Origin of the sequence: Kitasatospora sp. NPDC058406, assembly GCF_042722765.1 — a bacterium.
In the GTDB taxonomy this organism is placed as follows: Bacteria; Actinomycetota; Actinomycetes; order Streptomycetales; family Streptomycetaceae; genus Kitasatospora.
This window is the reverse complement of sequence record NZ_JBHXKE010000041.1, coordinates 13,433-37,516: the sequence shown is the minus strand read 5'-3', so window position 1 is coordinate 37,516 and position 24,084 is coordinate 13,433. Positions and strand designations below refer to the sequence as shown.

General features: G+C 74.7%; 23 protein-coding genes. 12 read left to right on the top strand and 11 right to left on the bottom strand.

What is annotated here, in order from left to right; all coding sequences use genetic code 11:
• Positions 1–45 precede the first annotated feature (45 nt).
• On the top strand, positions 46–711 hold the full coding sequence (locus tag ACFWOG_RS11270) for a DUF1990 family protein (protein ID WP_380356981.1): 666 nt from the start codon (positions 46–48) through the stop codon (positions 709–711).
• Positions 712–801: 90 nt separating this feature from the next.
• Here ACFWOG_RS11270 and ACFWOG_RS11265 read toward each other — a convergent pair whose 3' ends face one another.
• Together ACFWOG_RS11265 and ACFWOG_RS11260 are read right to left on the bottom strand one after the other, a co-directional pair.
• Positions 802–1,245, bottom strand: coding sequence for a secondary thiamine-phosphate synthase enzyme YjbQ (locus ACFWOG_RS11265; protein WP_329950492.1), 444 nt, complete (start codon positions 1,243–1,245; stop codon positions 802–804).
• Between the two features lie 239 nt (positions 1,246–1,484).
• The gene (locus ACFWOG_RS11260; protein WP_329880554.1) at positions 1,485–1,754 is read right to left on the bottom strand and encodes a hypothetical protein; all 270 of its coding nucleotides are present in this window, start codon (positions 1,752–1,754) and stop codon (positions 1,485–1,487) included.
• Between the two features lie 719 nt (positions 1,755–2,473).
• On the opposite strand from ACFWOG_RS11260, the gene ACFWOG_RS11255 reads away from it, so the two are divergent.
• Entirely contained in the window at positions 2,474–4,690 is a 2,217-nt protein-coding gene (locus ACFWOG_RS11255; protein ID WP_380356978.1) for a CDP-glycerol glycerophosphotransferase family protein, read from the top strand.
• 100 nt (positions 4,691–4,790) lie between these two features.
• On the opposite strand, the gene ACFWOG_RS11250 is transcribed toward ACFWOG_RS11255, so the two are convergent.
• The gene (locus ACFWOG_RS11250; protein ID WP_329880556.1) at positions 4,791–5,003 is read right to left on the bottom strand and encodes an EF-hand domain-containing protein; all 213 of its coding nucleotides are present in this window, start codon (positions 5,001–5,003) and stop codon (positions 4,791–4,793) included.
• Between the two features lie 283 nt (positions 5,004–5,286).
• Here ACFWOG_RS11250 and ACFWOG_RS11245 point away from each other — a divergent pair, with 283 nt between their 5' ends.
• A complete protein-coding gene (locus ACFWOG_RS11245; RefSeq protein ID WP_329880557.1) occupies positions 5,287–5,955 on the top strand; it encodes a lysophospholipid acyltransferase family protein in 669 nt (222 codons plus the stop codon).
• Positions 5,956–6,085: 130 nt separating this feature from the next.
• On the opposite strand, the gene ACFWOG_RS11240 is transcribed toward ACFWOG_RS11245, so the two are convergent.
• Together ACFWOG_RS11240 and ACFWOG_RS11235 are read right to left on the bottom strand one after the other, a co-directional pair.
• On the bottom strand, positions 6,086–7,942 hold the full coding sequence (locus ACFWOG_RS11240) for an ABC transporter ATP-binding protein (RefSeq protein WP_329880558.1): 1,857 nt from the start codon (positions 7,940–7,942) through the stop codon (positions 6,086–6,088).
• 187 nt (positions 7,943–8,129) lie between these two features.
• Positions 8,130–8,906 (bottom strand): SDR family oxidoreductase, encoded by a 777-nt coding sequence (locus tag ACFWOG_RS11235; RefSeq protein ID WP_329950490.1) that lies wholly within the window; start codon positions 8,904–8,906, stop codon positions 8,130–8,132.
• Between the two features lie 182 nt (positions 8,907–9,088).
• On the opposite strand from ACFWOG_RS11235, the gene ACFWOG_RS11230 reads away from it, so the two are divergent.
• The 4 genes from ACFWOG_RS11230 (at position 9,089) to ACFWOG_RS11215 (ending at position 12,515) form a co-directional block, all read left to right on the top strand.
• Entirely contained in the window at positions 9,089–9,289 is a 201-nt protein-coding gene (locus ACFWOG_RS11230; protein WP_329880560.1) for a hypothetical protein, read from the top strand.
• Positions 9,290–9,514: 225 nt separating this feature from the next.
• Positions 9,515–10,375 carry a hypothetical protein gene (locus tag ACFWOG_RS11225; protein ID WP_380356972.1) on the top strand — a complete coding sequence of 287 codons (861 nt, stop codon included), beginning with the start codon at positions 9,515–9,517 and terminating at the stop codon, positions 10,373–10,375.
• The gene (locus tag ACFWOG_RS11220; protein WP_329880562.1) at positions 10,372–11,310 is read left to right on the top strand and encodes a DUF6895 family protein; all 939 of its coding nucleotides are present in this window, start codon (positions 10,372–10,374) and stop codon (positions 11,308–11,310) included. The genes ACFWOG_RS11225 and ACFWOG_RS11220 overlap by 4 nt, the downstream gene beginning before the upstream one ends.
• 5 nt (positions 11,311–11,315) lie before the next feature.
• Positions 11,316–12,515, top strand: coding sequence for a serine hydrolase domain-containing protein (locus ACFWOG_RS11215; protein ID WP_380356969.1), 1,200 nt, complete (start codon positions 11,316–11,318; stop codon positions 12,513–12,515).
• Between the two features lie 55 nt (positions 12,516–12,570).
• Here ACFWOG_RS11215 and ACFWOG_RS11210 read toward each other — a convergent pair whose 3' ends face one another.
• From ACFWOG_RS11210 to ACFWOG_RS11200, 3 genes are read right to left on the bottom strand one after another with little or no spacing between them, the layout of a single operon-like run.
• Entirely contained in the window at positions 12,571–13,464 is an 894-nt protein-coding gene (locus ACFWOG_RS11210; RefSeq protein ID WP_380356966.1) for an SDR family oxidoreductase, read from the bottom strand.
• Positions 13,461–14,486 carry an alpha/beta fold hydrolase gene (locus ACFWOG_RS11205; RefSeq protein ID WP_380356963.1) on the bottom strand — a complete coding sequence of 342 codons (1,026 nt, stop codon included), beginning with the start codon at positions 14,484–14,486 and terminating at the stop codon, positions 13,461–13,463. Before ACFWOG_RS11205 ends, ACFWOG_RS11210 begins: the two co-directional genes overlap by 4 nt.
• On the bottom strand, positions 14,483–16,114 hold the full coding sequence (locus tag ACFWOG_RS11200) for a flavin-containing monooxygenase (RefSeq protein WP_380356960.1): 1,632 nt from the start codon (positions 16,112–16,114) through the stop codon (positions 14,483–14,485). Before ACFWOG_RS11200 ends, ACFWOG_RS11205 begins: the two co-directional genes overlap by 4 nt.
• A gap of 216 nt (positions 16,115–16,330) precedes the next feature.
• Here ACFWOG_RS11200 and ACFWOG_RS11195 point away from each other — a divergent pair, with 216 nt between their 5' ends.
• The 3 genes from ACFWOG_RS11195 to ACFWOG_RS11185 all read left to right on the top strand — a co-directional run bounded on the left by ACFWOG_RS11195 (position 16,331) and on the right by ACFWOG_RS11185 (position 19,027).
• The gene (locus ACFWOG_RS11195; RefSeq protein WP_329880567.1) at positions 16,331–17,107 is read left to right on the top strand and encodes a MerR family transcriptional regulator; all 777 of its coding nucleotides are present in this window, start codon (positions 16,331–16,333) and stop codon (positions 17,105–17,107) included.
• Between the two features lie 181 nt (positions 17,108–17,288).
• Entirely contained in the window at positions 17,289–18,305 is a 1,017-nt protein-coding gene (locus ACFWOG_RS11190) for an ABC transporter substrate-binding protein (RefSeq protein WP_380356955.1), read from the top strand.
• A gap of 125 nt (positions 18,306–18,430) precedes the next feature.
• Positions 18,431–19,027: a GNAT family protein gene (locus tag ACFWOG_RS11185; RefSeq protein ID WP_329950484.1), complete on the top strand. Its 597-nt coding sequence runs from the start codon at positions 18,431–18,433 to the stop codon at positions 19,025–19,027.
• On the opposite strand, the gene ACFWOG_RS11180 is transcribed toward ACFWOG_RS11185, so the two are convergent.
• Positions 18,979–20,895 (bottom strand): SMI1/KNR4 family protein, encoded by a 1,917-nt coding sequence (locus ACFWOG_RS11180; RefSeq protein WP_380356951.1) that lies wholly within the window; start codon positions 20,893–20,895, stop codon positions 18,979–18,981. The genes ACFWOG_RS11185 and ACFWOG_RS11180 overlap by 49 nt on opposite strands.
• 465 nt (positions 20,896–21,360) lie before the next feature.
• Here ACFWOG_RS11180 and ACFWOG_RS11175 point away from each other — a divergent pair, with 465 nt between their 5' ends.
• Positions 21,361–21,906, top strand: coding sequence for a GNAT family N-acetyltransferase (locus tag ACFWOG_RS11175; RefSeq protein WP_380356948.1), 546 nt, complete (start codon positions 21,361–21,363; stop codon positions 21,904–21,906).
• Between the two features lie 70 nt (positions 21,907–21,976).
• On the top strand, positions 21,977–22,684 hold the full coding sequence (locus ACFWOG_RS11170; RefSeq protein WP_329950482.1) for a VOC family protein: 708 nt from the start codon (positions 21,977–21,979) through the stop codon (positions 22,682–22,684).
• Positions 22,685–22,699: 15 nt separating this feature from the next.
• Here the strand turns inward: ACFWOG_RS11170 and ACFWOG_RS11165 are convergent, their stop codons facing one another.
• Entirely contained in the window at positions 22,700–23,470 is a 771-nt protein-coding gene (locus ACFWOG_RS11165; RefSeq protein WP_329950481.1) for a dienelactone hydrolase family protein, read from the bottom strand.
• A gap of 188 nt (positions 23,471–23,658) precedes the next feature.
• Positions 23,659–24,060: a VOC family protein gene (locus ACFWOG_RS11160; protein ID WP_329880582.1), complete on the bottom strand. Its 402-nt coding sequence runs from the start codon at positions 24,058–24,060 to the stop codon at positions 23,659–23,661.
• Positions 24,061–24,084: the final 24 nt, after the last annotated feature.

Genomic DNA, 24,084 nt, shown 5'->3' with positions numbered 1-24,084 from the left:
AGGGCACGTCCTGACGTCCGGGAGGCGGCGGGTACGGTGAACCGCATGCCCGACGCCCCTGCGCCGCCCCCCGCCCTGCACCGACGGCTGCTGACCGCCCGGGCCGCCGAGCCCAGCTACCCGGAGGTCGGCGCCACGCGGGACGCCAGGCTGCCGGACGGGTACGCGCACCTGCGACGACGCGTCCATCTCGGACGCGGGCCCGAGGTGCTGGAGCGGGCCGGACGGTACGTACTGGGCTGGGGCAGCCAGCTGGGCACCGGCTTCGCCGTGTATCCGCACACGCCCGCCGAGCCGGGGGCGACCGTCCTGCTGCGCCTCAGCCTGCCCGGCACGCGCCGCCCCCGGATAGTGATCCCGTGCCGGGTGGTGTGGACCGTCGACGAGCCGGACCGGATCGGCTTCGCCTACGGAACGCTGCCCGGCCACCCGGAGTGCGGCGAGGAGGCGTTCCTGGTGTCCATGGACGCGGCGGGCGAGGTCTGGTTCGAGGTGACCGCGTTCTCCCGGCTCGCCGCCCGGTACGCGCGGATCGGCCGACCGGTCGCGCTGCTCTGCCAGTACCTGGCGATCGAGCGGTACCTCGCCGCCGTGGCCTCCGCCGCCGTCGGCCGCCCCCGGACCGGCCCCGACGACACCGGCCCCGCCGAGGTGGCCGCCCGGCCCGCGCCGGACGCGCGGCGTACTCCACCGACGGTCGCCGCTCCGTAGCCGGCAGCCGCCGGGGCCCGGGCGCCCGGGCCCGGTGCGGCCGGGCCCGCCGGGCCCGGGCACCCCCGGCCGAGCCCGGGCCGGCCCGGATCAGCCCAGGAACGAGAGCCGGACGGACCGCCGGGGGTTGTCGCCGTTGGTGTCGATCAGGACCACGGACTGCCAGATGCCCAGGGCCAGTTGGCCGCCTATCACCGGCAGGGTGGCGTGCGGGGCGACCAGCCCGGGAACGACGTGGTCGCGGCCGTGGCCGGGACTCCCGTGCCGGTGACGCCAGCGGTCGTCGGCCGGAATCAGCTCGCGCAGCGTGGCCAGGAGGTCGTCGTCACTGCCCGAGCCGGTCTCCAGTACCGCGATGCCCGCCGTGGCGTGCGGCACGAAGACGTTGAGCAGGCCGTCGCGTCCGACCGCGTGGTCGTTGAGGAACCGCGTGCAGCGGTCGGTGATGTCGAGCGCGACCTCGCGGCTGCCGGTGGTGATCTCGAAGGTCGTGGTCCGGAAGGTCGTGGACGTGGTGTAAGTGTGGTCCGCCATGCCGTCATCCTGGCTCACGCCGGGGGGTGCGGCTGCCAGCCTCGCCGACTCCCCGTGCCGGGGCGGCAAGTCACCGTAGAGTGAGAGGTTCAGACCTCTCGGAGGCCCGGGCACCCGGTCCCGCAGGTCGCCTGCGGGAGGCGTGCGGGGCGCGGCGAAGACCCGACGGTTCTGTGAGGATCCGCCGGGCCGGTGCTGGTGGGTGCGAGGGATGACGGGCACCCCGGGGCCTGGGGCCCTCAGCCGCGCCCACCGAAGAGACCCCGTCGCAGCCGGCGCAGCGGCGCCAGCAGCTTGACCCGTGCGTGACGGCGCGGCGGCGCGGTCGGGGCACTGGCGCCGCGCGGCGTCAGCTCCCTTATCAACCCGAGCGCCTCGGCGGTGTCCACCGCCGGGAGTGCGGGCGCGCCGAGCACAGCCAGGTGACGCTCGATCCGGCGGCCGGTCGCGCCGACACCGCACTGGATCGCCGGCACGCGGGGCCGAGTCCGGACTTGCATCTGTTCCATCAGTTTCCCACCCCTACGAGGCGCCAGGGCCGTGAGGCGAAGACTATCCGTGAGAGACGGCCTTCGCGCAACCGTCCTAGTGTGCTGCCACCGTATCGTGCGGCGTCAACTGACACTGCACCAGGGGCCGCTCGGCCGGTCACGACTAGGCATCAATGATGGTGCACGACCGGCCGCACGTCAGCGGGGCCTTCGGGGCACGCGCCCGGCGCCCGCCCCGAAGGTGTGCGCCGGGGCGCACGGAGTCACCGCCGTCTCACCTCCCGTAGCCGCCGGGCGGGCGGTGGAGCGAGGGTCGAGCGAGGGTGGCCGACCACAATCGGAGTCCGACTGTCCGTTTAGGAAGTGAACACAGACGAGGGATTGACGCGAGCCTTGGCTCCAAGCAATATCTCTAACGACCGCGCAGGCGTGATCCCCTTCCGCAGGCCCGTTCGACTGATGAAGATTCCGGCTCCCCCGAGCCACTGCCGGGCCGCCTCGACGCTGCGGCGACCCGGCTCGGGCGGTGCCCGGACCGGCGGCCGGCCGTAGAGGGTCGGCCGGGCCGCCACCAGGCTGCCGGTGCCGCCCCGCACGGGTCCGGCACCGGCGGTCCCGGGAGTCCCCGCGTCCACCCCGTCCCCGCCCGCACCCCGCCCCTCGGACCGGCCGCAGTGTGCCGCCGGGACCGCCCCGTCCGGCGGGTACGCGCACGCCGCTCGGTAGACTCGGCCAGCGTGCCAGTTCTCCTCAGCATCGTGCTTCCGGTCCACGGGGTGGAGCGCTTCCTGCCCCGCTGCCTCGACTCCCTCCTGGCGGACGCCCCCTCGTCCGAGTCCCGCTTCGAGGTGATCGCGGTCGACGACCGCTCGCCCGACGGCTGCGGCGCGATCCTGGACGCGTACGCGGCCCGCGACCCCCGGCTGCGCGTGCTCCACCTCGTCGAGAACCAGGGCCTCGGCGGCGCCCGGACCGCCGCCCTCCCCGAGGTCCGCGGCACCTACGTCTGGTTCGTCGACAGCGACGACTGGGTGCCCGAGGGCACCGTCGCAGCCCTCCTCGACGAACTCGCCGGCGAAGCGGCCCGGGAGGAGCGGGGCGAGACCCCCACCGACGTCCTGCTGACCGACTTCACGCACGTGTACCCGGACGGCGGGACCGAGCCCAACCCCTGGCGGCACGTGCTGACCGGCTCGCCGCTGGTGGCCGGATGCACGCTGGCCGAGCACCCGGCGCTGTTCAGGACCGTGATGTCGGTCTGGAACAAGGTGTTCCGGCGCGAGTTCCTGCTCGCCCTCGGGGTCTCCTTCGGCCGCGGCTACTACGAGGACATCTCGGTCACCTACCCGGCGCTGCTCGCCGCCGGACGACTGCGCTACCTCGACCGCCCCTGCTACTTCTACCGGCGGGGCCGCGCCGGTGCGATCACCAGCACGGCCTCCCCCCGGCACGCCGACGCCTTCGCCCAGTACGACGCGATCTTCGACTTCCTGGACCGGGAGCCGGAGGCCCGGCCCGGCCCGCCCGTCCCCGAGTCGCTGCGCACCCTGGTCTTCGAGCGGACCGTCCAGCAGGCGCTCACCGTGTACGACACCCCCGGGCTGGTGCCGGTCGGGCTGCGCCCCGAGTTCTTCCGCCGGATCGCCGGGCACTTCGCCCGCCACCGCCCGGCGGGCTACCGGTTCCCCGGCGGTGTGCGCGGCGTGCAGTACCGGCTCGCGGCGCGCGGCTCACGGCGCGCGTACGCCGAGCTGCGCCGCACCGGCCGGCTGCCGCGCGAACTCGGACGCGGGGCCCGCGCGGTGGCGCCGGCCCTGAAGAAGGGCGTGCGCAGCGGCGCCCGGTTCACCGCGTACAACGCGTTCCGCCGGCTGCCGCTGGACCGGCACCTGGCGGTGTACGCGGCGTACTGGCACCGCGGTTACGCGTGCAGCCCGGCGGCGATCTACGAGAAGGCGAAGGAGCTGGCGCCGGGGATCCGCGGGGTCTGGGTGGTGGAGAACCGCAAGCAGGCGGCGACCCTGCCGGCCGGCGTCCCGTACGTGATCGTCAACACGCCCGCGTACCTGAGGGCGATGGCCACCGCCAAGTACTTCGTGAACAACGTCAACTTCCCGCGGACGATGGCGAAGCGCCCCGGGACGGTACACGTCCAGACCCAGCACGGCACGCCGTTGAAGGCGATGGGCATGGACCTCAGGGACCACCCGGTGGCCGCCGACGGCATGGACTTCGACCGGCTCCGGGAGGCCGTCGACCGCTGGGACTTCCTGGTCTCCTCGAACCCGCACACCAGCGAGCACTTCGCCCGGGCCTTCCCCGGCCGGTACGAGATGCTGGACACCGGCTACCCGCGCAACGACCGGCTGGCCGTCGCCGCGCCGGCCGAGGTGGCCGCGATGCGCGAGCGCTTCGGGCTGGAGCCCGGGCGCACCGCCGTCCTGTACGCGCCGACCCACCGGGAGGCGCGCGGCGGGTACGTGCCGCTGCTGGACGTGCGGGACCTGGCGCGTCGACTCGGTCCCGGGTTCACGCTGCTGGTGCGCACCCACTACTTCCACACCGGCGGTCCGGGCGACCTGGCGGCGGACGAGGGCGCGGCCGAGATCCTGGACGTGTCGGCGCACCCGACCGTGGAGGACCTGTACCTGGCGGCGGACGTCCTGGTCACGGACTACTCGTCGATGATGTTCGACTACGCCGTGCTGGACCGGCCGGTCGTGATCTTCGCGCCGGACTGGGAGGAGTACCGGCGGGACCGCGGCGTCTACTTCGACCTGTTCGAGCAGCCGCCGGGCGCGCTGACCACGGACCCGGACGGTCTGGCGAGCGCCCTGCTGGCCGGGGACCCGGAGCCGGAGGCGCGGGCGGCGTTCCGTCGGCGGTTCTGCCCCTGGGACGACGGCGGGGCGGCGGAACGGGTGGTCCGCCGGGTGTTCCCGACGACCGGCTGAACCCCGCGGAGCCGCCGGCCCGGGCGGGCCGGAAGGCGGCGGGCGGGCCGGAAGGCGGCGGGCGGGGCCCGGAGGGATCCGGCGCCCCGCCCGAGCGGCCTCAGCCCTGGCGCGCGGCCAGGAACTCCTCGAACGTCAGCTCGCCGTCGTGGTTGGTGTCCATCTGCTTGATGACGGCCTCGGCCACGGCGATCGAGGTGGTCAGGTCGCCGAGCTCGCGGGCGACCTTGGCGTACTCGGTGGCGGTGATACGGCCGTTGCCGTTCACGTCGAACTTGTCGAACGCCGCGCGGATGGTGTCGACGTCTGCCATGGGTGGCCCCTCCTGAGGACTGATGAACTGCCGATCCCCCGAGCCCGCGATCTGCTGATCCATTGATCTACAGATCTGCTGATCCAGAAGACCTGCTGATGTGCGTTTCCGACGGCCGTACCCTACCCGGCCGTGGTGAGCGCCACGGTCGGCGGGAGTGGACGGGCTCGGGGGTGGGTGTCGTAGTCTGCGGGTCTGATCCCGGCCCGGCCGGGGGAACGACCGCCGCTCGTCGTATCTCAGGCCCGGGCACCTCTCGGGCGTGCTCGTCCAGGGAGGGACCATGCTCGATCTCGTCACCAGGCTGGTGCTGAAACCGCTCGCCCGGGGGATCTGGCGGCCCACCATCGAGGGCATGGAGAACGTACCGCGCAAGGGCGGCGTCATCCTGGCCAGCAATCACCTCTCCTTCATCGACAGCGTGGTGATCCCGCTGACCGCGCCGCGCCGGGTCCACTTCCTGGCCAAGGCCGAGTACTTCACGGGCACCGGGCTCAAGGGCTCGCTGTCCAAGGGCTTCTTCGAGGCGATCGGCGCGGTGCCGGTCGAGCGCGGCACCTACCGGTCGGCGCAGGCCTCGCTGGAGTCCGCGCTGGAGATCCTGGAGGACGGCAAGGCCTTCGGCATCTACCCGGAGGGCACCCGTTCGCTGGACGGCCGCCTCTACCGGGGCAAGACGGGGGTGGCCTGGCTGGCCCTCACCGCCGGTGTCCCGGTGGTTCCGGTGGCCCTGGAGGGTCCGGACCAGATCCTGCCGATCGGCAAGCGGGTCCCGCGCGTCCGGAAGGTCACGGTGCGGTTCGGGGAGCCGCTGCACTTCGACGACCTGCACGGCCAGGCCCGCTCGCTCAAGGCCCGCCGGCAGGTCACCGACGAGGTGATGGCGGCGATCCAGAAGCTCTCCGGCCAGGAGCGCGCGGAGACCTACAACGAGATCCCCAAGGCGGCCTGAACCGGGCCCGCCGGCGCCCGTGTCGACCGCAGGGCGGCCACCCCACCGGGTGGCCGCCCTGCGGCGTGCTGCGGGCACCCGGTGGCGTCGGTCGGGCGTGCCGGGCGCCGCGGACGCGTCGGCGGGGCCGTCAGGCGCGGCCGGGGACGGCGGCCGGGGTCCGGTCGTGGCCGGACGCCTGCGGCGCGGCGGCCGGGACCTCGCGGCGGAGCAGCGCGGCGTAGCGGCCGTCCGCCTCCAGGAGCTCGTCGTGGGTGCCCAGTTCGGCGATCCCGCCGCGGTCGAGGACGGCGATCTGGTCCGCGGCGCGGACGGTGGAGAGGCGGTGCGCGATGGTGATCGTGGTGCGGCCCGCCGCCAGGGTGTCGATGGCCTGCTGAACGGCACGCTCGGTGCTGTTGTCGAGGGCGCTGGTGGCCTCGTCGAGGATCAGCACGGGCGGGTTGCGCAGGATGGTGCGGGCCAGCGCGAGCCGCTGCTTCTCGCCGCCCGAGAAGCGGTATCCGCGTTCGCCGACCAGGGTGTCGAAGCCGTCGGGCAGGGCGGCGATGGTGTCGTGGATCTGTGCGGCCCGCGCGGCGGCGGCCAGTTCCTCGTCGGTGGCGTCCGGCTTGGCGAAGCGCAGGTTGTCGGCGACCGAGGCGTGGAAGAGGTAGGTCTCCTGGGAGACCACGCCGACCGCCCGGGACAGGGTGTCGAAGGAGAGCTCGCGGACGTCGACGCCGTCGATGGTGACCCGGCCTCCGGTGACGTCGTAGAGCCGGGGCACCAGGTAGCTGAGGGTGGTCTTGCCGGAGCCGGTCTCGCCGACCACGGCGAGCGAGCTGCCGGCCGGGACCTTCAGTTCGAGGCCGGCCAGCGTGGGCCGCTCCTGGTCCGGGTCGTAGCGGAAGTCGACGCCCTCGAAGCGGACCTCGCCGTGGATGGTCTCCAGGGTGACCGGGCGGTCGGGTTCGGCGATCTCCACCGGCAGGTCGAGGTACTCGAAGATGCGCTGGAACAGCGCGAGCGAGGTCTGCACCTGGACGCCGGTGGAGAGCAGGCTGACGGTCGGGCGGAACAGGCCCTGCTGGAGGGAGACGAAGGCGACCAGGGTGCCGACCGAGACGATCGGCGCGCCGCCGGCCGCCGCCAGTCCGGCCGCCCAGTAGATCAGTGCGGGCATGGCCGCCATCACGATCTGGATGGTGTTCATCCGCCAGCGGCCCGCCATCGAGGCGCGCACTTCGAGGTCGGCCAGCCGGTCGGACTGGGCGGTGAACTCGCGGGAGAGCGAGTCGGAGCGGCCCATGGTGCGGCCGAGCAGGATCCCGCTGACCGAGAGCGACTCCTGCACCGCCGAACTCATCGCGGCCAGCTGCTTCTGCCGGTCACCGGTGATCTTCTTGCGCTCCTGGCCGACCCGGCGGCTGATCCACACGAACAGGGGCAGCAGGACCAGGGAGACCACGGTGAGCCGCCAGTCCAGCGCGGCCATGGCGACCACCGAGGCGATCACGGCGGTGAAGTTGGAGACCAGCGAGGTGGCGGTGGAGGTCACCGTGGACTGCATGCCGCCGATGTCGTTGGCGATCCTGGACTGGACCTCGCCGGTCCGGGTCCGGGTGAAGAAGGCGAGCGACATCCGCTGGAGGTGGCTGTAGACGTCGGTGCGCAGGTCGTGCATGACGCGCTGGCCGACGGTGGTGGAGATCAGCGTCTGCAGCACGTTGAAGATGCTGTTGACGACCGCGGCGGCGACCATGCCGAGCGCGAGCAGGGTGAGCAGTCCGGTGCGGCCCTGCGGGATGGCGGTGTCCAGGACGGCGCGGAGCAGGAACGGCGTGGTCACCGAGACCACGGCGGAGGCCGCCACGAGCAGGCCGACGGTGGTGAGGCGGCCGGAGTACGGGCGGAACAGGCCGAGGATGCGCCGCCACTGGGTCGGCGGGCGGGGTTCGCCCTCGGCGAGGGCGGGCGGGGTCCACTGGGTGCGTTCGGGGCGCACGGGCGCTCCTCCCCGGGTCGGCCGCCGCGCGGGCGCCGCGCACGGGGCGCGCGCCGACGGCGGGTGGGCGGTCGGTCGCCCGCCAGCATAGCGAGTGAGGCTCATAGTTAGCAAAGCTAATAGTGAGACGGCCTCTGCTCCACCCGGCGCACGTGCGGCCCGACCGCTCCGCCCCCGCCGCCGCCGGTCAGGTGGTGCGATAGGTGCGCGCCGCCTTGGAGGAGACCCCGCCGAGCCTGCCGGACGGCAGCACCCGGGCGATCGCGACGGCCAGCTTGTACCGCTTGCTCGGCACCGAGAGCGACCGCCCCCGCGCCAGGTCGCGCATGGCCTCGTCGACGACCCGCTCGGCGGAGAGCCAGCCCCAGGCCGGGATGTTCCCCGTCCCCATGCCGGCCCGCTCGTGGAACTCGGTGCGGGTGAAGCCCGGGCAGAGCGCCATCAGCCGCACGCCGGTGCCCCCGAGGTCGCGCATCACCCCCTGGGTGAAGCTCACCACCCACGCCTTGCTCGCCCCGTAGGTGCCGCGCGGGAGGAAGGCCGCCACCGAGGCGACGTTGACGACCGCGCCGCGACCGCGCTCGCGCATCCCGGGCAGGGCGGCCGTGGTCAGCCGCAGGATCGCCTCGACGTGCACCTTCAGCATGTCCAGCTCGTCCTGGAGCGGCACGGTCGAGAACGCGCCGCGGTTGCCGAAGCCGGCGTTGTTCACCAGGAGGTCCACCGGCCGGACCCGGTCGGCGAGCCGGGCCTCGACGGCCGCGATGCCGTCGTCGGTGGCGAGGTCGGCGGTGAGCACCTCCGTCTCGACGCCGAACCTCCCCCTCAGGTCCGCGGCGGAACGTTCCAGCCGCTCGGTGTCCCGGGCCACCAGGACGAGTCGGTAGCCGCTCCGGGCGAGCCGACGGGCGAACGCGGCTCCGATGCCGGCGGTCGCGCCGGTGATCAAGGCAGTGGTGGTCATGCACCCGACCGTACCTACTCACGGGTACCCGGCGGTACCACGGCAGGCCGCGCGGGCATCCCCCCTCCCGGAAACGGTCACGGAGCGTACTGCGGTGGCGGCCGATGGTTCGCACTCGTATCGTCTTTCGAGGGGGGCGCCGCCGGACCAGGCGGTGAAGATCCGATGAGGAGGCACATCTGATGCTTGCTCAGCACCTGACCGGAAGGGCCCCGGCGCCGCTCGCGACCCGGGCCGAACTCGACGCACTCGGTGCGCTGATGGTGGAGGACGAGGCCGTCGTGAGCGACGCGCCCACGTACCGTCCCGAAGCCGCTGCGCTGCTGCTGGTGGGACTCGCACTCCTGCTGTCGCCGAAGCAGCCCAAGGAGAAGACCCGGTAGCCGGAACCACCCGGCCCCCCGGGCCACCCGCGGAGTCTCCCGACCCTACGGCTCACCGGCCCGACCGGAGCCGCGAACCGACGGGCAGGGGCCGCAGGCCATGAGCCCGGGCCCGGCGGAACCTCCGACACGCGGACGCGCCACCGACACGGGGACGCACCGCCGTCACGCGGGCCCGCCGCAGCCCTGAGACACCGCGACACCCCTCAAGGAGAATCACGCACCATGCCAACCGCCGATCTCTCGCTCCGCGACGAGTACGCCGCAGCGGTCGAGCGGCTGGCGGGCCGCACCCTCGACGCCCTCCGGGGCGTCGAGGGTGCGGTCGCGCTCGCCGATCCCGGTACCGGCACCGCGCCGCGTCCGGTCCTCGCCGCCGCCCGGGTGCTCGGGCCGGACCTGCTCGCCCCACGACTGCTCGGTGCGGCCGGCCCCGACGACGAGGCCGTCCTGCTCCTGGCCGAGGCCCTCCTCGCCTTCCCGCCCGCCGCACTCCCCGCGGGCGCCGCGTCGGCGCCCCTCTCCCCCGGCCTTCCGTCCGGCACCGCCGCCTCCCCCCGGCACGATCCCGACGGACACGGTCCCGACGGCGGACCGGACGGGCTCGGCCCCGACGCCACGGCGGTCGTCACCGCCTGGCGGGACTGGGCGGCCGGAGCCCTGCTCACCCGGGCCCTGGCGTCCACCGCCGACCTCGCCCGCCTCGCCGCCCCCGGCGTGAACCTGGCCGCGCCGCAGCCGGACCGCGTCCCGCGGCTGGAACCCCACGCCTGGCAGGCCTGGTCGGTCCGGATGGCCCAGCTCTCGTCGCTGGCCCTCCCGGACCTCGACGGCCCCGTCCACGACGCGGCCCGCGCGAACACCCTCGCCCTCGCCCGCGGGGCCGTCCGCTCGATGCTCCGGCGCGACCACCGGGTCGCCGCGCGGCTGGCCCGCTGGCTCGCCTGGGCCGCCGCCGACGGCCGGCCGGTGCCGCTGGAGATCGCCCCCGTCCTGGAACGGATCCAGGTCGTCGGCGACGGCAGCGCCCGCACCGCGCTCGAACTCTCCATCGCGGACGCCCTGCTGAGCGGAGCCACCCCATGACCGACCACCGGATCCTCTCCACCGCGCAGCAGATCGGCTCGCGCGCGATGGCCTGGCTGCACGCCTCCCACGAGATCGGGTTCGGCAAGCTCTCCGACAACATCACCATCGACCTCGCCGACCCCAACAACGCCTACAAGCCGCTCGGTGAGTGTGCGCTGGCCGCCTCACTCGTCCTGCGCGACGGCGTCACCGGCCCGCACGACGCACGGATCGCGCGCGAGCTGCTCGACTTCGGCTGGGCCCAGCTCCGGGAAGGCAACCTGCTGTACGAACGGCAGTTGCGCCACCTGGTGATGACCGACCCGCTGGAGACGTACGTCCACTTCGCCAGGTCCGGCTACCGGCACCCCCCGATGGACGAGCTGCTGGAGTCGCTCGCCAAGCTCCGCGCCGTCCAGGTCGCCGAGATCCTGCCCAGCCGGCGGCTCGCGGTCGCCAACGCGCGCCGCGTCGTGGGCCTGCGCAACCAGCCCGACGACTGGGCCGCGCTCGCCGCCGGGACCTGGCTCGGCGCCACCCCCGAACCGTGGGCCGTCGACTGGATGACCGGGTACGACATCACCCACACCGTCTTCCACATCACCGACTGGGGCGCCCGGCCCGAGAACCTGCCCGAACCGATGCGCGACTACGTCCGCGCCTGGCTGCCCGCCTGGGTCGACATCTGGCTGGAGGTCGGCCAGTGGGACCTCGTCGGGGAACTGCTCGTGGTCGACTCCTGCATCGGCGAACCGGTCACCGGGGCACAGGGCTGGGAGGCGCTCGCCGCCGTCCAGCGCGAGGACGGCCTGATCCCGCGCGACAACTCCGAACCGGTCTCGGACGACCCCGAACAGGCCTTCCGCGACCACGAGCACACCGCCGTCGTCGCGGTGGTGGCCGGTACCGTCACGCTGTCGCGCGCGCTCGGCGGCGCCGCGGTCGCGGCCTGAACGCGATGCCCGGCCCGGACGCGGTGGCAGGCCCGGACGCGACGGCAGGCCCGGACCCGGCCTCCCGGCGGGCGGCAGGCCGTCCGGGCCCGTCCGCCGGCACCGGCGCCGTGGACGGCCGCGGTGGCGTCACGGACGCCCGGGGCCGCGAGGCGGCGGACGGCGAGGACAGCTCCGACGGTCCGGGCGCCGCGCAGGCCGCCGCGCTCGTCCGGGCCGCCGCGCCGCACGCCAGCGCCGTCACCCTGGCCGTGGCGCGCGGAGACCGGACCGCCGTGCACTGCCACGGCCGGACCGCCGTCGACGGGGAACCCTGCACACCCGACACCGTCTTCGAACTCGGCTCCGTCACCAAGACGTTCACCGCCCTGCTGCTCGCCGTGATGGCCGAGCGCGGTGAACTCGCCCTGGACGACCCGATGGAGCGGCACCTCCCGCCGAACTGGCAGGCGCCCGAGCTCCGTCGGGGCGGCCCGATCAGGTTGTTGCACCTCGCCACCCACACCTCCGGCCTGCCCAGGCTCCCGCCCGGACTGCTCGCGACCGCCCTCCCCGCCTGGACCGCCAACCCGTACGCCGGCTACGACGAACGGCTGCTGCGCGCCGGTCTGGCCCGAACCACCGTGCGCCACCGACCCGGTGAGCGGTACGGCTACTCCAACTTCGGCGTCGGGCTGCTCGGCCGGCTGCTCGCCGAGACCGGCCGCACCGGCTACGCCGAGTTGCTCGCCGACCGCGTCTCCCTCCCCCTCGGCCTGCGCGCCACCACCTGCTCCCCCGACGCCCCGCACCGCGCCACCGGCCACCGGCGCGGCCACCCGCTGCCGCCCTGGCGCATCCCCGGCCTGCCGGGCGCCGGAGCCGTCCGCGCCAGCGGCACCGACATGCTGCACTACCTCCGCGCCCACCTCGCCCCGGACACCGACGCGTTGGGGCGCGCCCTGCGCGAGGTCCGGCGCCCGCGGCTGCGCCTGCCGCGCTCGGCCGACCGGCTCGGGCTGGTCTGGAACTGCCGGACGACCGCGGACGGGCGCGACCTCCTCTTCCACTCCGGCGCCACCCGCGGGTTCACCGCACTGGTCGGCTTCTGCCCCCAGACCGCGACGGCCGTCGCCGCCCTCACCAACACCGGTCCGTCGCTCGACGGGCGCTTCGTGCAGGCGGCCTACGACAGCCTGAAGCAGCTCGCGGAGCCGACGGGTTGACCGAGGCCGCGGACGCTGCGCGCCCGCCGTCCGGGCCGGACGGCGGGCACGGGGGTCACTGCTGCTCGGACCGGGCCGCCGTGTCGGCCTCGCCACCGGCCCCGACGGGGCGCAGACGGGAGGCGGCGGTGGCCGCGAGCTGCGGGGCGAGGCGCGCGACGTCACGGGAACCGACCGCGGCGATCAGGGCCGGCAGCATCCAGCGGACCGGCTGCATGCCGCGGAGCCACGCCTGGGCGTAGACGTGCGCGGAACGCCGGGCGATGCCGGTGACCAGGCGGTCCACGGCCGGGTCGAGCGGGTAGGTCTTGTTGGCCGGCCACGGCAGGCGGTCCCGCATCTGCCGCAGGACGGCGTCCTCGTCGGCGCCGCGCACCATGTCCGTGTCGGTCCAGCTCAGGTAGCCGACACCGACCTTGACGCCCTGGTGGGCGACCTCGGCACGGATCGCGTGGGCGAACGCCTCGACCCCGGACTTGCTGGCGCAGTACGCGCTCATCAGCGGCGCCGGAGTGAGCGCGGCCAGCGAGGCGATCTGCAGCAGGTAGCCGCGGCTCTCGGTGAGGGCGGGGAGGAAGGCCCGGGCGGTGGCCACGCTGCCGAGCAGGTTCACCTCGATGACCCGGCTGAACGCCCGGTGGTCGCTGTCCAGCAGCGGGCCCCCGATGGCGATGCCGGCGTTGGCCACGACCGTGTCGATCCGGCCGTAGTGCTCCTTGATCCGGCCGGCGACCTCGGTGAGCGCGTCAACGTCGGTGACGTCGGCCTCCCAGGCGGTGGCGGACGGGCCGCACTGCGCGGCGACCGCCTTGAGTTCGGCCGGCTCCAGGCCGACCAGCGCGACCCTCGCCCCGCGCCGGGCGAGCGTGCGGGCGAGGGCGGCGCCCACACCCCGGGCGGCTCCGGTGACGACGGCGACCTGGGCGGAGAGCGGCGGGGTGGCGGTCATGCGGCGGCGGTCCTCTCGGGGGTGGCGGTACCGGTGACGGACGGGGAGCCGGCGGGCCCGGAGGGCGCAGCGGCCCCGGCGGGCAGGCCGGTTGCCCGCCCGGCGGCCGCGCCGGGCAGATGGGCGACGGCGAGCCGGTCGATCTCGTCGGCCACCTCGGCCGGCCGCTCGATCGGCGCCATGTGACCGACGCCGGGCAGCAGGAGCAGCCCCTGCGGGTCGGCGAGCGCGGCGACGATCCGGTGCGCGTGCACCGGCGGGGTGAGGCGGTCGTCGGTGCCGACCACGACCGCCGTCGGCACGGTGAGCCGGGCCAGTCCGGCACGGACGTCCAGCCGGTCCAGCACCAGGGCCCAGTTGGCCCGGACCGCGGTCGGGCAGGCGTGCACGATCCGGGCCGTCACCTCGACCCGGTCGGCGGGCGAACCGGCGCCCATGGTGCCGTACTTGAGGCCGGCCCGGGTGACCGGACCGAGCGGCCCGAGCGGCAGCCGGGAGCGCAGGATCCGGCGGTGCAGGAAGCGCCGCAGCCCCGGGGAGCGCACCGCGTCCGGGACGACGCGCAGATCGGCGACCAGGTCGGACGAGCCGGTCGAGATCAGTACGGCGGCGGCCGTCCGCTCGGCGACCTCGGGCCGGCCGGCGGCGGCCATCACGGTCATGCCGCCCATGCTGTGGCCGGCCAGGACGGCACGCTCCCCCGCCGGGACGGTCCGGTCGAGCACGGCGGAGAGGTCCTCGGCGAGCGCGCGGGTGGAGTAGCGGGCCCTGCTGGGCGGGACCTCGCTGCGGCCGTGGCCGCGCTGGTCGTAGGCGACGACCCGGTACCGGTCCGCGAGCCGGTGGATCACCGGGGCCCAGAAGCGGGTCGAGCAGGTCCAGCCGTGGGCGAGCACGACGGTGGGCGCACCGGGCTGTCCGTACACCTCGACGTGCAGCCGGGTGCCGTCGGCCGAGCGGACGTCCACCTCCTCCGTCGGGGCGGGCGGCACGCAGTCGGCGGGAATCGTCGGGCGGCTCATACCAGGACCTCCTCGGCCTCGGTGGTGGTCGTGCCACCGGCGGCGTCGCGGCGGTGGATCAGCTCGTACTCGGTGAGGTCGACCCGGCGGGTCGCGCGGCGGAAGGAGCTGGTGGAGGCGGGCCAGAGCACCGTGTTCCTGCCGCTCTTGTCCAGGTACCAGCTGCGGCAGCCGCCGGTGGTCCACACGGTGCGGTCCATCCGGTGCTGCAGTTCGAGGTTCCAGCGGCGCTGGGCCCGGGCGGTCGGCTGCATGGCGGCGGCACCGGTCGAGTGGAGCGTGGTCAACGCGTCGATCAGGTAGTTGAGCTGGGACTCGATCATCAGGATCATCGAGCTGTTGCCGAGGCCGGTGTTGGGGCCGATGACGAAGAAGAGGTTCGGGAAGCCGTGGACGGTGGAGCCGCGCAGCGCCTCCGCCCCGTCCTTCCACTCGTCGGCCAGGCTGGTGCCGGCGGCGCCGAACACCCGGGCCGCCACGGGGATGTCGGTGACGTGGAAGCCGGTGCCGAAGACGATGGCGTCCACCTCGTGCTCGCTGCCGTCCGCCGCGACCAGGGTCGATCCGCGCACCTCGCCGAGTCCGGAGGAGACCACCTCGGTGTTGGCCGCGGCGAGCGCCGGGTAGTAGGTGTTGCTGAGCAGGATGCGCTTGCAGCCGATCCGGTAGTCGGGGGTGAGCCTGGCGCGCAGGGCGGGGTCGGCGACGCCGTCGGCGAGGTGCCGCTCGGCGAGCCGCTGGACCACCTTGAGCAGGCCGGGCCGCCGGACGAAGGCGTCGACCTGGACCTCGCGGAGGGCGAAGAGGACGCCGCGGCGGAGCTTCGCGGTGGCCGGCAGCCGGCCGTGCAGCCACTTCTCCAGCCGGGTGATCTCGCGGTCGCGGCGCGGCAGGACCCAGGCCGGGGTGCGCTGGAAGACCGTCAGGCTGCCGACCTGCGGCTGGATCGCGGGGATGATCTGTGCGGCGGAGGCCCCGGTGCCGACCATCGCGACGCGCTGCCCGGCGAGCCGGTAGTCGTGGTCCCAGCGGGAGGAGTGGAAGACCTTGCCGGGGAAGGTGTCCAGGCCGGGCAGGTCCGGGATCTGCGGGTCGGCGAGCGGTCCGGCGGCGGCGACGACGGCGTCGGCGGTCCACCGGCCGGCCGTGGTGACGATCCGCCAGTGGGCCCGCTCGTCGTCCCAGCGGGCTTCGGTGACCTCGGTGCCGAACCGCAGGTGCGGGCGGAGACCGAAGACGTCGGTGACCTTCTCCAGGTACGCGCGGATGTCCGGCTGGCCGGAGAAGCTGCGCGGCCATTCGGCGTTGGGGGCGAAGGAGAAGGAGTAGAGGTGGGACGGGACGTCGCAGGCGCAGCCGGGGTAGCTGTTGTCGCGCCACGTCCCGCCGACCGAGTCGGCGCGCTCCAGGATGACGAAGTCGGTGATGCCGGCACGGCGCAGCCGGACGCCGGCGCCGAGGCCCCCGAAGCCCGACCCGATGACGGCGACGCGGACGTGGGGGACGGGGGACTCCTCGACCGGGCCGGCCCCGTCGGTCACGCCGGTCTCGGCGGTCACACCTGCCTCGTCGGTCGCGCCGGTCGCGCCGGTCGCACCGGGGCGGGGGCGCTTGCTGCTGGATGCCATGCGGCGTCCTCCTGGGAGTGGGGCCGTGAGGGTACGTGCTGCCACTGCTCGGCGGGGCGCCGGGTCGCGTCGGTCGTTCCACGCGGACCTCGGGCGCCGATCGAGCCAACCATGCCAGCAATCACTGGCACGATTGGCAGGGTAGCCCTTGCTGACAGTTGATGGAAGAAGCGCGACCGTCCCGGTTCGGCGACCGCCCGTCCTATGCTGATCGCCGTGGACAAGGTCAGCGCAGCCGCCGAGGACAGACAACGCGAGTTCCGGGTGGAGGAACTCGCCAAGGCCGCCGGCATCACCACCCGCACCCTGCGCTTCTACCGGGAGCGCAAGCTCCTCCAGCCGCCGCGCCGGGAGGGCCGGATCGCCTGGTACGGGGAGACCCACCTGGCCCGCCTGCGCATGATCGCCGAGCTGCTGGAGCGCGGCCACACCCTGGGTGGCATCGCCGAACTGATCGGCGCCGGGGAGAGCGGCCGCGACGTGGCCGAGCTGATCGGCCTGGAGGCGGCCATCGTCGCCCCCTGGTCGGACGAGGCGCCGGTGCACCTCGGCTGGGACGAACTGGGCGCGGCCTTCGGTGACCAGCTCACCGAGGAGAACACCGCCGAGGCCGTCGCCCAGGGATTCGTCACCGTCCGGGAGGACGGGATCACCCACGTCAGCCGGCGGCTGATGGACGCCACGACGGCCCTGGTCGCGGAGGGCGTACCGCTCTCCGTCGTCCTGGAGTCCAGCCGGCGGACCCAGGAGCACGTGACCGCGATAGCCGAGATCTTCACCTCGCTGGTCCGCGAGCACTTCCTGGGCGCACTCACCGACGAAGCGCCACTGCCTCCGGGCGAGGCCGCCCGGCTGACCGAACAGATCCTCCGGATCCGCCCGCTGGCCCGGACGGTCACCGACGCCCAGTTCGCGCTCGCGATGGACCGGCGGGTGCACGCCGAGTACGAGGGGCTGCTGCGGCAGCGGCTGGAGAAGCAGGAGGACGACTGACGGCCTGCGGGTTCCGCGCGCCGGCGTCCGACCGCCGTCCGAGCGCCGTCCGCCCTCGATCCTCCCGCAGCGCGCCCGCCGTGCGCCCTCCGTCACCGGACGTGACCCTCCGGAGGCGTAGCGAACCGCTTCCCCGGGCAGGGATGGGGCGCCTCGCCGCCTGCCGGAACGGAGTCGCCCGATGCCCGATGCCGCCGCCGCTCGCTCCCTCCCCCGCCGCTCCCTGTTCGCCCTCGCCTCCGGACTCGCCCTCGCGGCCTGTGGATCCGGCGGGGGCGGCGGATCCGGCGGGGGCGGAACCGGCCCGTCGCCCGGACCGGCCGGGCCGAGCGCCTCCGGCCCGTCGGGCGGCGCTCCCCGGGTCGTCCGGCACGCGCGCGGCGAGAGCACCGTCCCGGCCCGTGCCGCCCGCGTTGTCGTGCTGGACACCGACGCCCTCGACTCGGTCGTCACCCTCGGCCTCACCCCGGTCGGCGCCACCACCGTGGCCGCCGGCGCGCCGCTCTCCGCCTACCTGCCCGCCGACCGGCTGACCGGCGTCAGGACCGTCGGCACCATCGGCGCGCCCAACCTGGAGGCGATCGTCGCCCTGCGGCCCGACCTCATCCTCAGCAACCAGGTCCGCGACGACAAGCGCTACGACGAGCTGTCCAAGATCGCACCGACCGTGCTGAGCGCGACCACCGGCCCCGCGTGGAAGGAGAACGCCCGGCTGCACGCCGAAGCACTCGGCCGGCAGGCGGAGGCCTCCGCCGTGGAGGAGAGCTACCGGACGAAGGTGCGCGAGCTGGTCACCGCGCTCGGCGGCCCGACGAAGGCAGCCGCGCTCAAGGTCGCGATGGCGCGCTTCCTGGCCGGCGCCCCCACCCGGCTCTACCTCAACGACACCTTCGTCGGCTCGCTGTTCAAGGACATCGGCGTCGGCCGCCCCGCCGACCAGGACAAGCCCGGCTTCTCGATCGAGATCAGCCCCGAACAGGTCGACAAGGCGGCGGCCGACGTCATCTTCTACTCCGTCTACGGGGACCAGGCCAAGTCCGACCACGGGAAGATCGTCTCGGGTTCGCTCTGGAGCGGCCTCGCCGCGGTGCGCAACGGGAAGGTCTACCAGGTCGACGACAACCTGTGGATGCTCGGCATCGGCTACACCGGCGCGGGCCTGGTCCTCGACCAGATCCGCCGGAGCCTGACGGCCTGACGAGGCGGTCCGTGCGGCTGCGGCCCCGGGGCCCCGCACCGGGCGTGGGACCAGGGCTGCGACGGTCGACGAACGGCTGCGAAAACCAGGGTGTCCGCGCAGCCTTACGGGCCTACCATCCGATCATGATCGAAGGTAAGGCCGTAAGGCTGCGCGCCCTGCGCGCGGAGGACGCGGAGCACCAGCTCCGGTGGCGCAACGACCCGGAGGTGGTGCGCTGGGCGGCGGCCGGGGACCCGCTGTTCGGGCCGACCACCGCCGAGGCGCTGGCGGACCGCTTCGGCCGGATCCTGCGGCTGAACCCGCGCGAGGCCGCCATGTTCACCGTCGAGGAGACGGCCGGTGGCCGTGCCATCGGCCTGGTCGACTACCGGGGCCTCGACCCGTACGAGGGGGTCGCCGAGGTCGGGATCGCCATCGGTGAACAGGAGTTCTGGGGACGCGGGTACGGCTCGGAGGCGCTGGGGCTGCTGGTGGACCACCTGTTCGGTGCCTACCCGCTGCACCGGATGGAGCTGGACACCTGGAGCGGCAACGAGCGCGCCGCCCGGTCGTTCACCCGCCTCGGCTTCCGCGAGGAGGGACGCCGCCGCGGTGCGGTGCTGCTGGGCGGCGAGCGGTACGACCGGCTGCTGTTCGGCATGCTCCGGGCCGAGTGGGAGGAACGGCGCCGTCAGGGCGCCTCCGACGACCGGGGTTCGAGGAGCGCCACCGTGAGGTAGGGCTCGCCCGGCCCCGGCGGCGGGGGCGCCCAGGACGGGTTGGCGAAGGTGTGCAGCCGCCCCTCGGTGAGGGCGAACCGGGGCAGGCTCACACCGAACTCGACGGCGAGGGCGGCGAGGACCTCGCACTCGCCCTGCCGCCCGTGCCGGTCCGGACCGAAGTGCCCGTCCGGGTCGAGCGCCGCCGGGACCGCCTCCCGCCCGGTGCGGTCGACGGCCGTCCCCCGGGCGGTGAACGCGTAACGCTCCTCCCCGCCCCCGGCCACCGACAGGTGGAAGAACCGCTCCTGCGGCGCGACGAAGACCGCGACCACGCGCCCCCCGGTCCGGCCCGAGACGGCTGCGGCCGGGGAGGTGAAGCGATCCACGTCGAACCGGGACGGTCGCAGGTCGAAGGCGAAGCTCCAGGGAGTGGCGGCGTCACCCGCGCGGCCGACCACGGCGGGCTCCGACCCGTCCAACGCCACGAACCCGCCGCCCGCCGGTCGACGGACGGCGGGCTCCCGGCGGCTCGTCGGCGGATCGAGCCGAGCGGCCTCGTCCGCGGCGACGACGACGGGCAGCGCGTCCGGCGCGACGCCCTCGACCAGCACGAAGCGGTAGGGCTCGGGACGCCCGCCCGACGTCGGCTCCGCCGCCAGCCAGGCGAGCCCGTCGGCCTCCTCCGGCAGGTCCGCCCCGTCCGGCCCGTCCGCTGCCGCGACCGGCGTCGGCCGGGGTACGGCTGCGCCGCCCCTCGGTACGCCCAGGAGCTCGTGACCGCGCTCCGGGGTGAGCAGCGGTCCGAGCAGCGGGTCGGCGAGCAGCCCGACGGGCGCGAGGTGGTCCGGCGCGACCGGCGTCCACTGCGGCAGTGCCGCGCGCAGCGTCCGCCAGGCGGCCTCCGTCCCGCCCCAGCGGGCCTGTTCCCGCGCTCGCTCGACGGCCTCGCCGAACGGACCGGGCGCGGTGTAGCGGAAGGTGCGCTCCCGGACCTGCCGGAGCACCGCGTCGGCTTCGCCCCGCAGGCCCTCGGCGAGGATCCCGGTCAGGCGCCCCCAGGACGCCTCGTCGCGGCCCGACCGCACATGGTCGGCCGCGAGGACCGCCACCACCTCACCGAGGAGCCGGGAATCGTGCGGCAGCGCGCCGAACGCCCCGTGGCCCGACGGTCCCCGGAGCCGGCGCAGCTGGCCGTACAGCCCGACGGCGCGCGGCCGACCGAACTCGGCGGCCTCGGCCAGCGCCGCCTCCGCCCGTTCGGACGCCCCGGCCAGCGCGTCCAGCCGGGCCGCCTCGACCCGGGCGTCCTGCTCACGGGTGGTGGCGTTGCGGAACGCCTCGCCGTGGTCACTCGTCGCGGACCGGTGGAACTCCCGGTACATCGCCTCCATGAACGCGCGGAACGAGCCGAACCGCTCCGGCGGGGCCGCCCGCCACGAGGCGAAGGAGTACGCCGCCCACTCCCCGTCGGCGTCCCGGTCCTCCGGATCGAGCAGGACGAGCACCAGGTCGGACTCGACGTCCAGTTGGAGGGCACGCTCCCACATCCCCGCCAGCCCGTCCTCCCCCCAGTACTCGCTGATCGCGTGGCCGTCCAGGTGCCAGCGCGCCTCGTCGGTGCCGGCGAGGCGGTAGACGAAGCCCCCCGCGTGCCGCCACCCGTCGCTGACGGCGAGGAACTCCCGGTACGACGGCGGCAGCGCGCAGCCCAGCTCCTCCTCCATCGCCGCGATGCGCTCCTCCGGCGCCGGGTCGAAGCCCAGCCGGTGCGGGCGCCCGGCGTCCTCCCCGCCGGGCTGACGGCCCGTCGGGTCGGTGTGCACGTCGGCCCACTCCTCGCTCCAACGGGTGAGGAAGAGCCGCCAGTCGAAGGTCTGCTCGGTCATGGCCGCGATCCTTGCACGCAGCACCGACAGATCCCTTGGACGCCGGGAACGGTCCCGTCCGGCAGCCCTCCGCGCCCCTCCGCACCCGTCCGCGCCGACGCGGCCGACGGCTTCCCCGGGAGCCTGGCGGCCGACCGGCGCGCCGACAACGACGGCCCCGACCGGTGCCGCCCGGCACGACGGGTCCGGTTCGCCGTCGACCGCCGCGGATCGGGGGCCCTCAGCAGCAGTGACCGGCCGCTCCGCGCAGGACCGGCCGGAGGCTCCCGCACCGTCACCGCACCAGGAGTTCTTCCTTCGGTCACCGCCTCGTACGGGTCGGGCCGGCGTCCACGACCCCACCACCGGCCGGTCGGGGCCGAGGCCGTCGCGCTCCGGCGGGGGCCCCACGACCGGCTCCGACCACGGCCCTCGACACACCCCCGCACCGTGGACCGCCCGGCCTCCGGCGGTCAGACTGCCACCATGGCCGATCTCCGCATCCTCACCCCCGCCGACCCTGCCGACTGGCCGGTCTGGCGGGACGCCCGGCTCGCAGCGCTGGCCGACGCCCCGCACGCCTTCCGGGTGCGGTCCGCCGACTGGCACCACGGTGGAGAGGCACGGTGGCGCGCCCGGTTCGACCGGCCGGACGCCGTGCACGTCGTGGCCGTGCGGGACGACGGCCGGCCCGTCGGGCTGGCCTGCGGACTGCCCGGGCCGGACGGCGGAGACCACGGAGCGGGCACGGGCGGAGACGGAGCGGACGAGCGCGTCGGCGAGCTGCGGTCGGTCTGGGTCGGACCCGCGGCGCGGGGACAGGGGGTCGGAGACCGCCTGATCGCGGCGGTCGAGGAGTGGGCCCGGCGCGCGGGGTCCACGTCCCTGCGCCTCGCCGTGATTCCGGGCAACGACGCCGCCGTCGCGCTGTACCGGCGCCACGGGTTCGCCCCCACCGGCGCGCCCGGCGGGCTGCTCCCCGACGGCGTCACCCGGGAGCTCGTGATGGCCAAACGGCTCCGGACCGCGTAGCACAACCCCCGTGCCGCGCCTGCGGATCGCCATGTGCGCCGGAGGCGGGAGCCGCGTAGAGTCCGCGACCATGGCTGAGACGACAATTCCGATCCTGCCCTGCCAGACCCTCCCGCCCGTGCTGGAGTTCTACACCGCCCTCGGCTTCGAGGTGACCTTCCAACAGAAGAGCCCCAACCCCTATGCCGTCGTCGTACGCGGCGGCGTCCAGCTGCACTTCTTCGGCATGAAGCGGTACGACCCGGCCGCCTCCCACAGCACCTGCCTGGTCTGCACCGACGACGTGGACGAGCTGCACGGCGCCTTCCGGGCGGGCCTCAAGTCCGCCTACGGCCGGGTACCGATCCGGGGCCTGCCGCGGATCGGCCCGGTCGGCGACACGTCGCACGGGGTCCGGCAGTTCCTGATGACCGACCCGGGCGGCAACTGCCTGCGGATCGTGCAGCCGATCGATGACGACCAGAGCCACCGCCCCTCCCCCGAAGAGCCGTTCGCCAAGGCGCTGTACCACGCGGCCCTGCTCGCCGACTCCAAGGAGGACCTGACCGCGGCCGCACGGATCCTGGACCGGGCCCTGGAGAAGGAGGACGAACAGCCCCCGCCCGCCACGCTGTTCCGCCTCCTCGTGCTGCGCACCGACCTGGCCCACCGCACGGCGGACACCGCGGCCGCCGCCGGCCTCACCGCCCGGGCCCGGGCCGCTGCCGCCGAACTCACCGACGAAGAGAAGGAGTTGCTCGACGACGACTTCAGGCGCCTCGAACAGCTCGCTCCCTGAGGTTCCGCGAACCGGTCAGAGCGAGCGCTTCAGCAGGGCGAGCAGTGCCGCCCAGTGCCGGGCGTCGGCCTCGGGCCGGTAGGAGGCGGTGTCGGACTGGGTGAAGCCGTGCGGCGCGCCCTCGTAGACCTCGCAGGTGTGGCGGACACCGGCTTCGGTGAGCGCCTTCGCCAGCAGGTCGATCTGCTCCACCGGCAGTGACTCGTCCTGGTCGGCGTGGCCGAAGTACAGCTCGGCGCGGACCAGTCCGGCGAGCAGGTGCGGGCTGTCCGGCTCCGCCGTGGCGAGCAGGCCCCCGTGGAAGCCGGCCGCCGCCGCCACCCGCTCGGGGCGGGCGGCGGCGGTCTGCAGCGCGAGCTTCGCGCCCAGGCAGTAGCCCGTGATGCCGACCGGCCCGTCCGTCGCCGCCGGCGATTCGGCGAGCCACCGCAGGTAGGCGTCGGCGTCTCGGGCGAATAGTTCCGCGGTCAGCGAGTCCATCATCGGGCCGAGGCGCTCGAAGAGCGTCGGGTCGGTCCGGGTGCTGATCAGCTCGGGCGGCTCGGGCAGTCGGACGAGCGGCGCGCGCCCGAGCCGGTAGAACACGTTGGGCACCAGCACGGTGTACCCCTCGGCGGCGAGCCGGTCCGCCATCGCCTCCAGGACGGGCCGCAGCCCGAACGCGTTCATGTACAGCAGGACGCCCGGATGGGCCTGCCCGTCGTCGGGGTGGGAGAGGTAGGCGTCGGCGACGCCGTCGGCGGTCGGGACGTCAACGGAGCTGCTGCGCACGGCGATCGTCGTCACGTTCGGTTCTCCTCGGCTCTCGGCGGTCCGGCCCGCAGAGTATCGGGGACCCGGGACGATTCGTCCACGCAATTGCCGACCTGTCGCCGACCCGTCACCGGACACCGGCGTCGGGCACCGGCGTCGGGCCGCAGGTGCCCGCCCGCGCACGCAGCGGGACTCCCGCCCCGCGGTCACGAGCAGGCGGGTCAGGACGCCCAGCCGCGGGTGCAGAGGACGAGGCGGTATCCGTCGGGATCGGTGACGGTGACCCCGAACTCGTCCCAGTAGGGGTTGTGGGCGGGGACGACGGTGCCGCCGTGGGACCGGAGGCGGTCGAGGAGGGCGGGCTCCACCGGCGCACCGAGGTAGACGACGAACAGGTCGTCGACGGTGGGGGTCGGCTCCACCGGGTGGTCGGGGTCACGGGTGAGCTCGAAGTGCCAGCCGCCACCGGACGGCCCGACCATCAGGAGGTCGTGCTCACCGGCAACCCGCTCGGTGCTGCGCCACAGGACGGCGAGGCCGAGGCCCTCGACGTAGAAGCGCTCGGCGGCGGCGAGGTCCCCGGACGGGCGGGCGACGCGGACGTGGGTGGTGGAGTCGATCATGTGCGGGAGCGTACCCGCCGCACG

Coding starts and splice junctions, on each gene's coding strand:
- ACFWOG_RS11270 (WP_380356981.1), top strand. CDS start 46: ATGCCCGACGCCCCTGCGCCGCCCCCCGCCCTGCACCGACGGCTGCTG.
- ACFWOG_RS11265 (WP_329950492.1), bottom strand. CDS start 1,245: ATGGCGGACCACACTTACACCACGTCCACGACCTTCCGGACCACGACC.
- ACFWOG_RS11260 (WP_329880554.1), bottom strand. CDS start 1,754: ATGGAACAGATGCAAGTCCGGACTCGGCCCCGCGTGCCGGCGATCCAG.
- ACFWOG_RS11250 (WP_329880556.1), bottom strand. CDS start 5,003: ATGGCAGACGTCGACACCATCCGCGCGGCGTTCGACAAGTTCGACGTG.
- ACFWOG_RS11245 (WP_329880557.1), top strand. CDS start 5,287: ATGCTCGATCTCGTCACCAGGCTGGTGCTGAAACCGCTCGCCCGGGGG.
- ACFWOG_RS11235 (WP_329950490.1), bottom strand. CDS start 8,906: ATGACCACCACTGCCTTGATCACCGGCGCGACCGCCGGCATCGGAGCC.
- ACFWOG_RS11230 (WP_329880560.1), top strand. CDS start 9,089: ATGCTTGCTCAGCACCTGACCGGAAGGGCCCCGGCGCCGCTCGCGACC.
- ACFWOG_RS11225 (WP_380356972.1), top strand. CDS start 9,515: ATGCCAACCGCCGATCTCTCGCTCCGCGACGAGTACGCCGCAGCGGTC.
- ACFWOG_RS11220 (WP_329880562.1), top strand. CDS start 10,372: ATGACCGACCACCGGATCCTCTCCACCGCGCAGCAGATCGGCTCGCGC.
- ACFWOG_RS11215 (WP_380356969.1), top strand. CDS start 11,316: ATGCCCGGCCCGGACGCGGTGGCAGGCCCGGACGCGACGGCAGGCCCG.
- ACFWOG_RS11210 (WP_380356966.1), bottom strand. CDS start 13,464: ATGACCGCCACCCCGCCGCTCTCCGCCCAGGTCGCCGTCGTCACCGGA.
- ACFWOG_RS11205 (WP_380356963.1), bottom strand. CDS start 14,486: ATGAGCCGCCCGACGATTCCCGCCGACTGCGTGCCGCCCGCCCCGACG.
- ACFWOG_RS11200 (WP_380356960.1), bottom strand. CDS start 16,114: ATGGCATCCAGCAGCAAGCGCCCCCGCCCCGGTGCGACCGGCGCGACC.
- ACFWOG_RS11190 (WP_380356955.1), top strand. CDS start 17,289: ATGCCCGATGCCGCCGCCGCTCGCTCCCTCCCCCGCCGCTCCCTGTTC.
- ACFWOG_RS11185 (WP_329950484.1), top strand. CDS start 18,431: ATGATCGAAGGTAAGGCCGTAAGGCTGCGCGCCCTGCGCGCGGAGGAC.
- ACFWOG_RS11180 (WP_380356951.1), bottom strand. CDS start 20,895: ATGACCGAGCAGACCTTCGACTGGCGGCTCTTCCTCACCCGTTGGAGC.
- ACFWOG_RS11175 (WP_380356948.1), top strand. CDS start 21,361: ATGGCCGATCTCCGCATCCTCACCCCCGCCGACCCTGCCGACTGGCCG.
- ACFWOG_RS11170 (WP_329950482.1), top strand. CDS start 21,977: ATGGCTGAGACGACAATTCCGATCCTGCCCTGCCAGACCCTCCCGCCC.
- ACFWOG_RS11160 (WP_329880582.1), bottom strand. CDS start 24,060: ATGATCGACTCCACCACCCACGTCCGCGTCGCCCGCCCGTCCGGGGAC.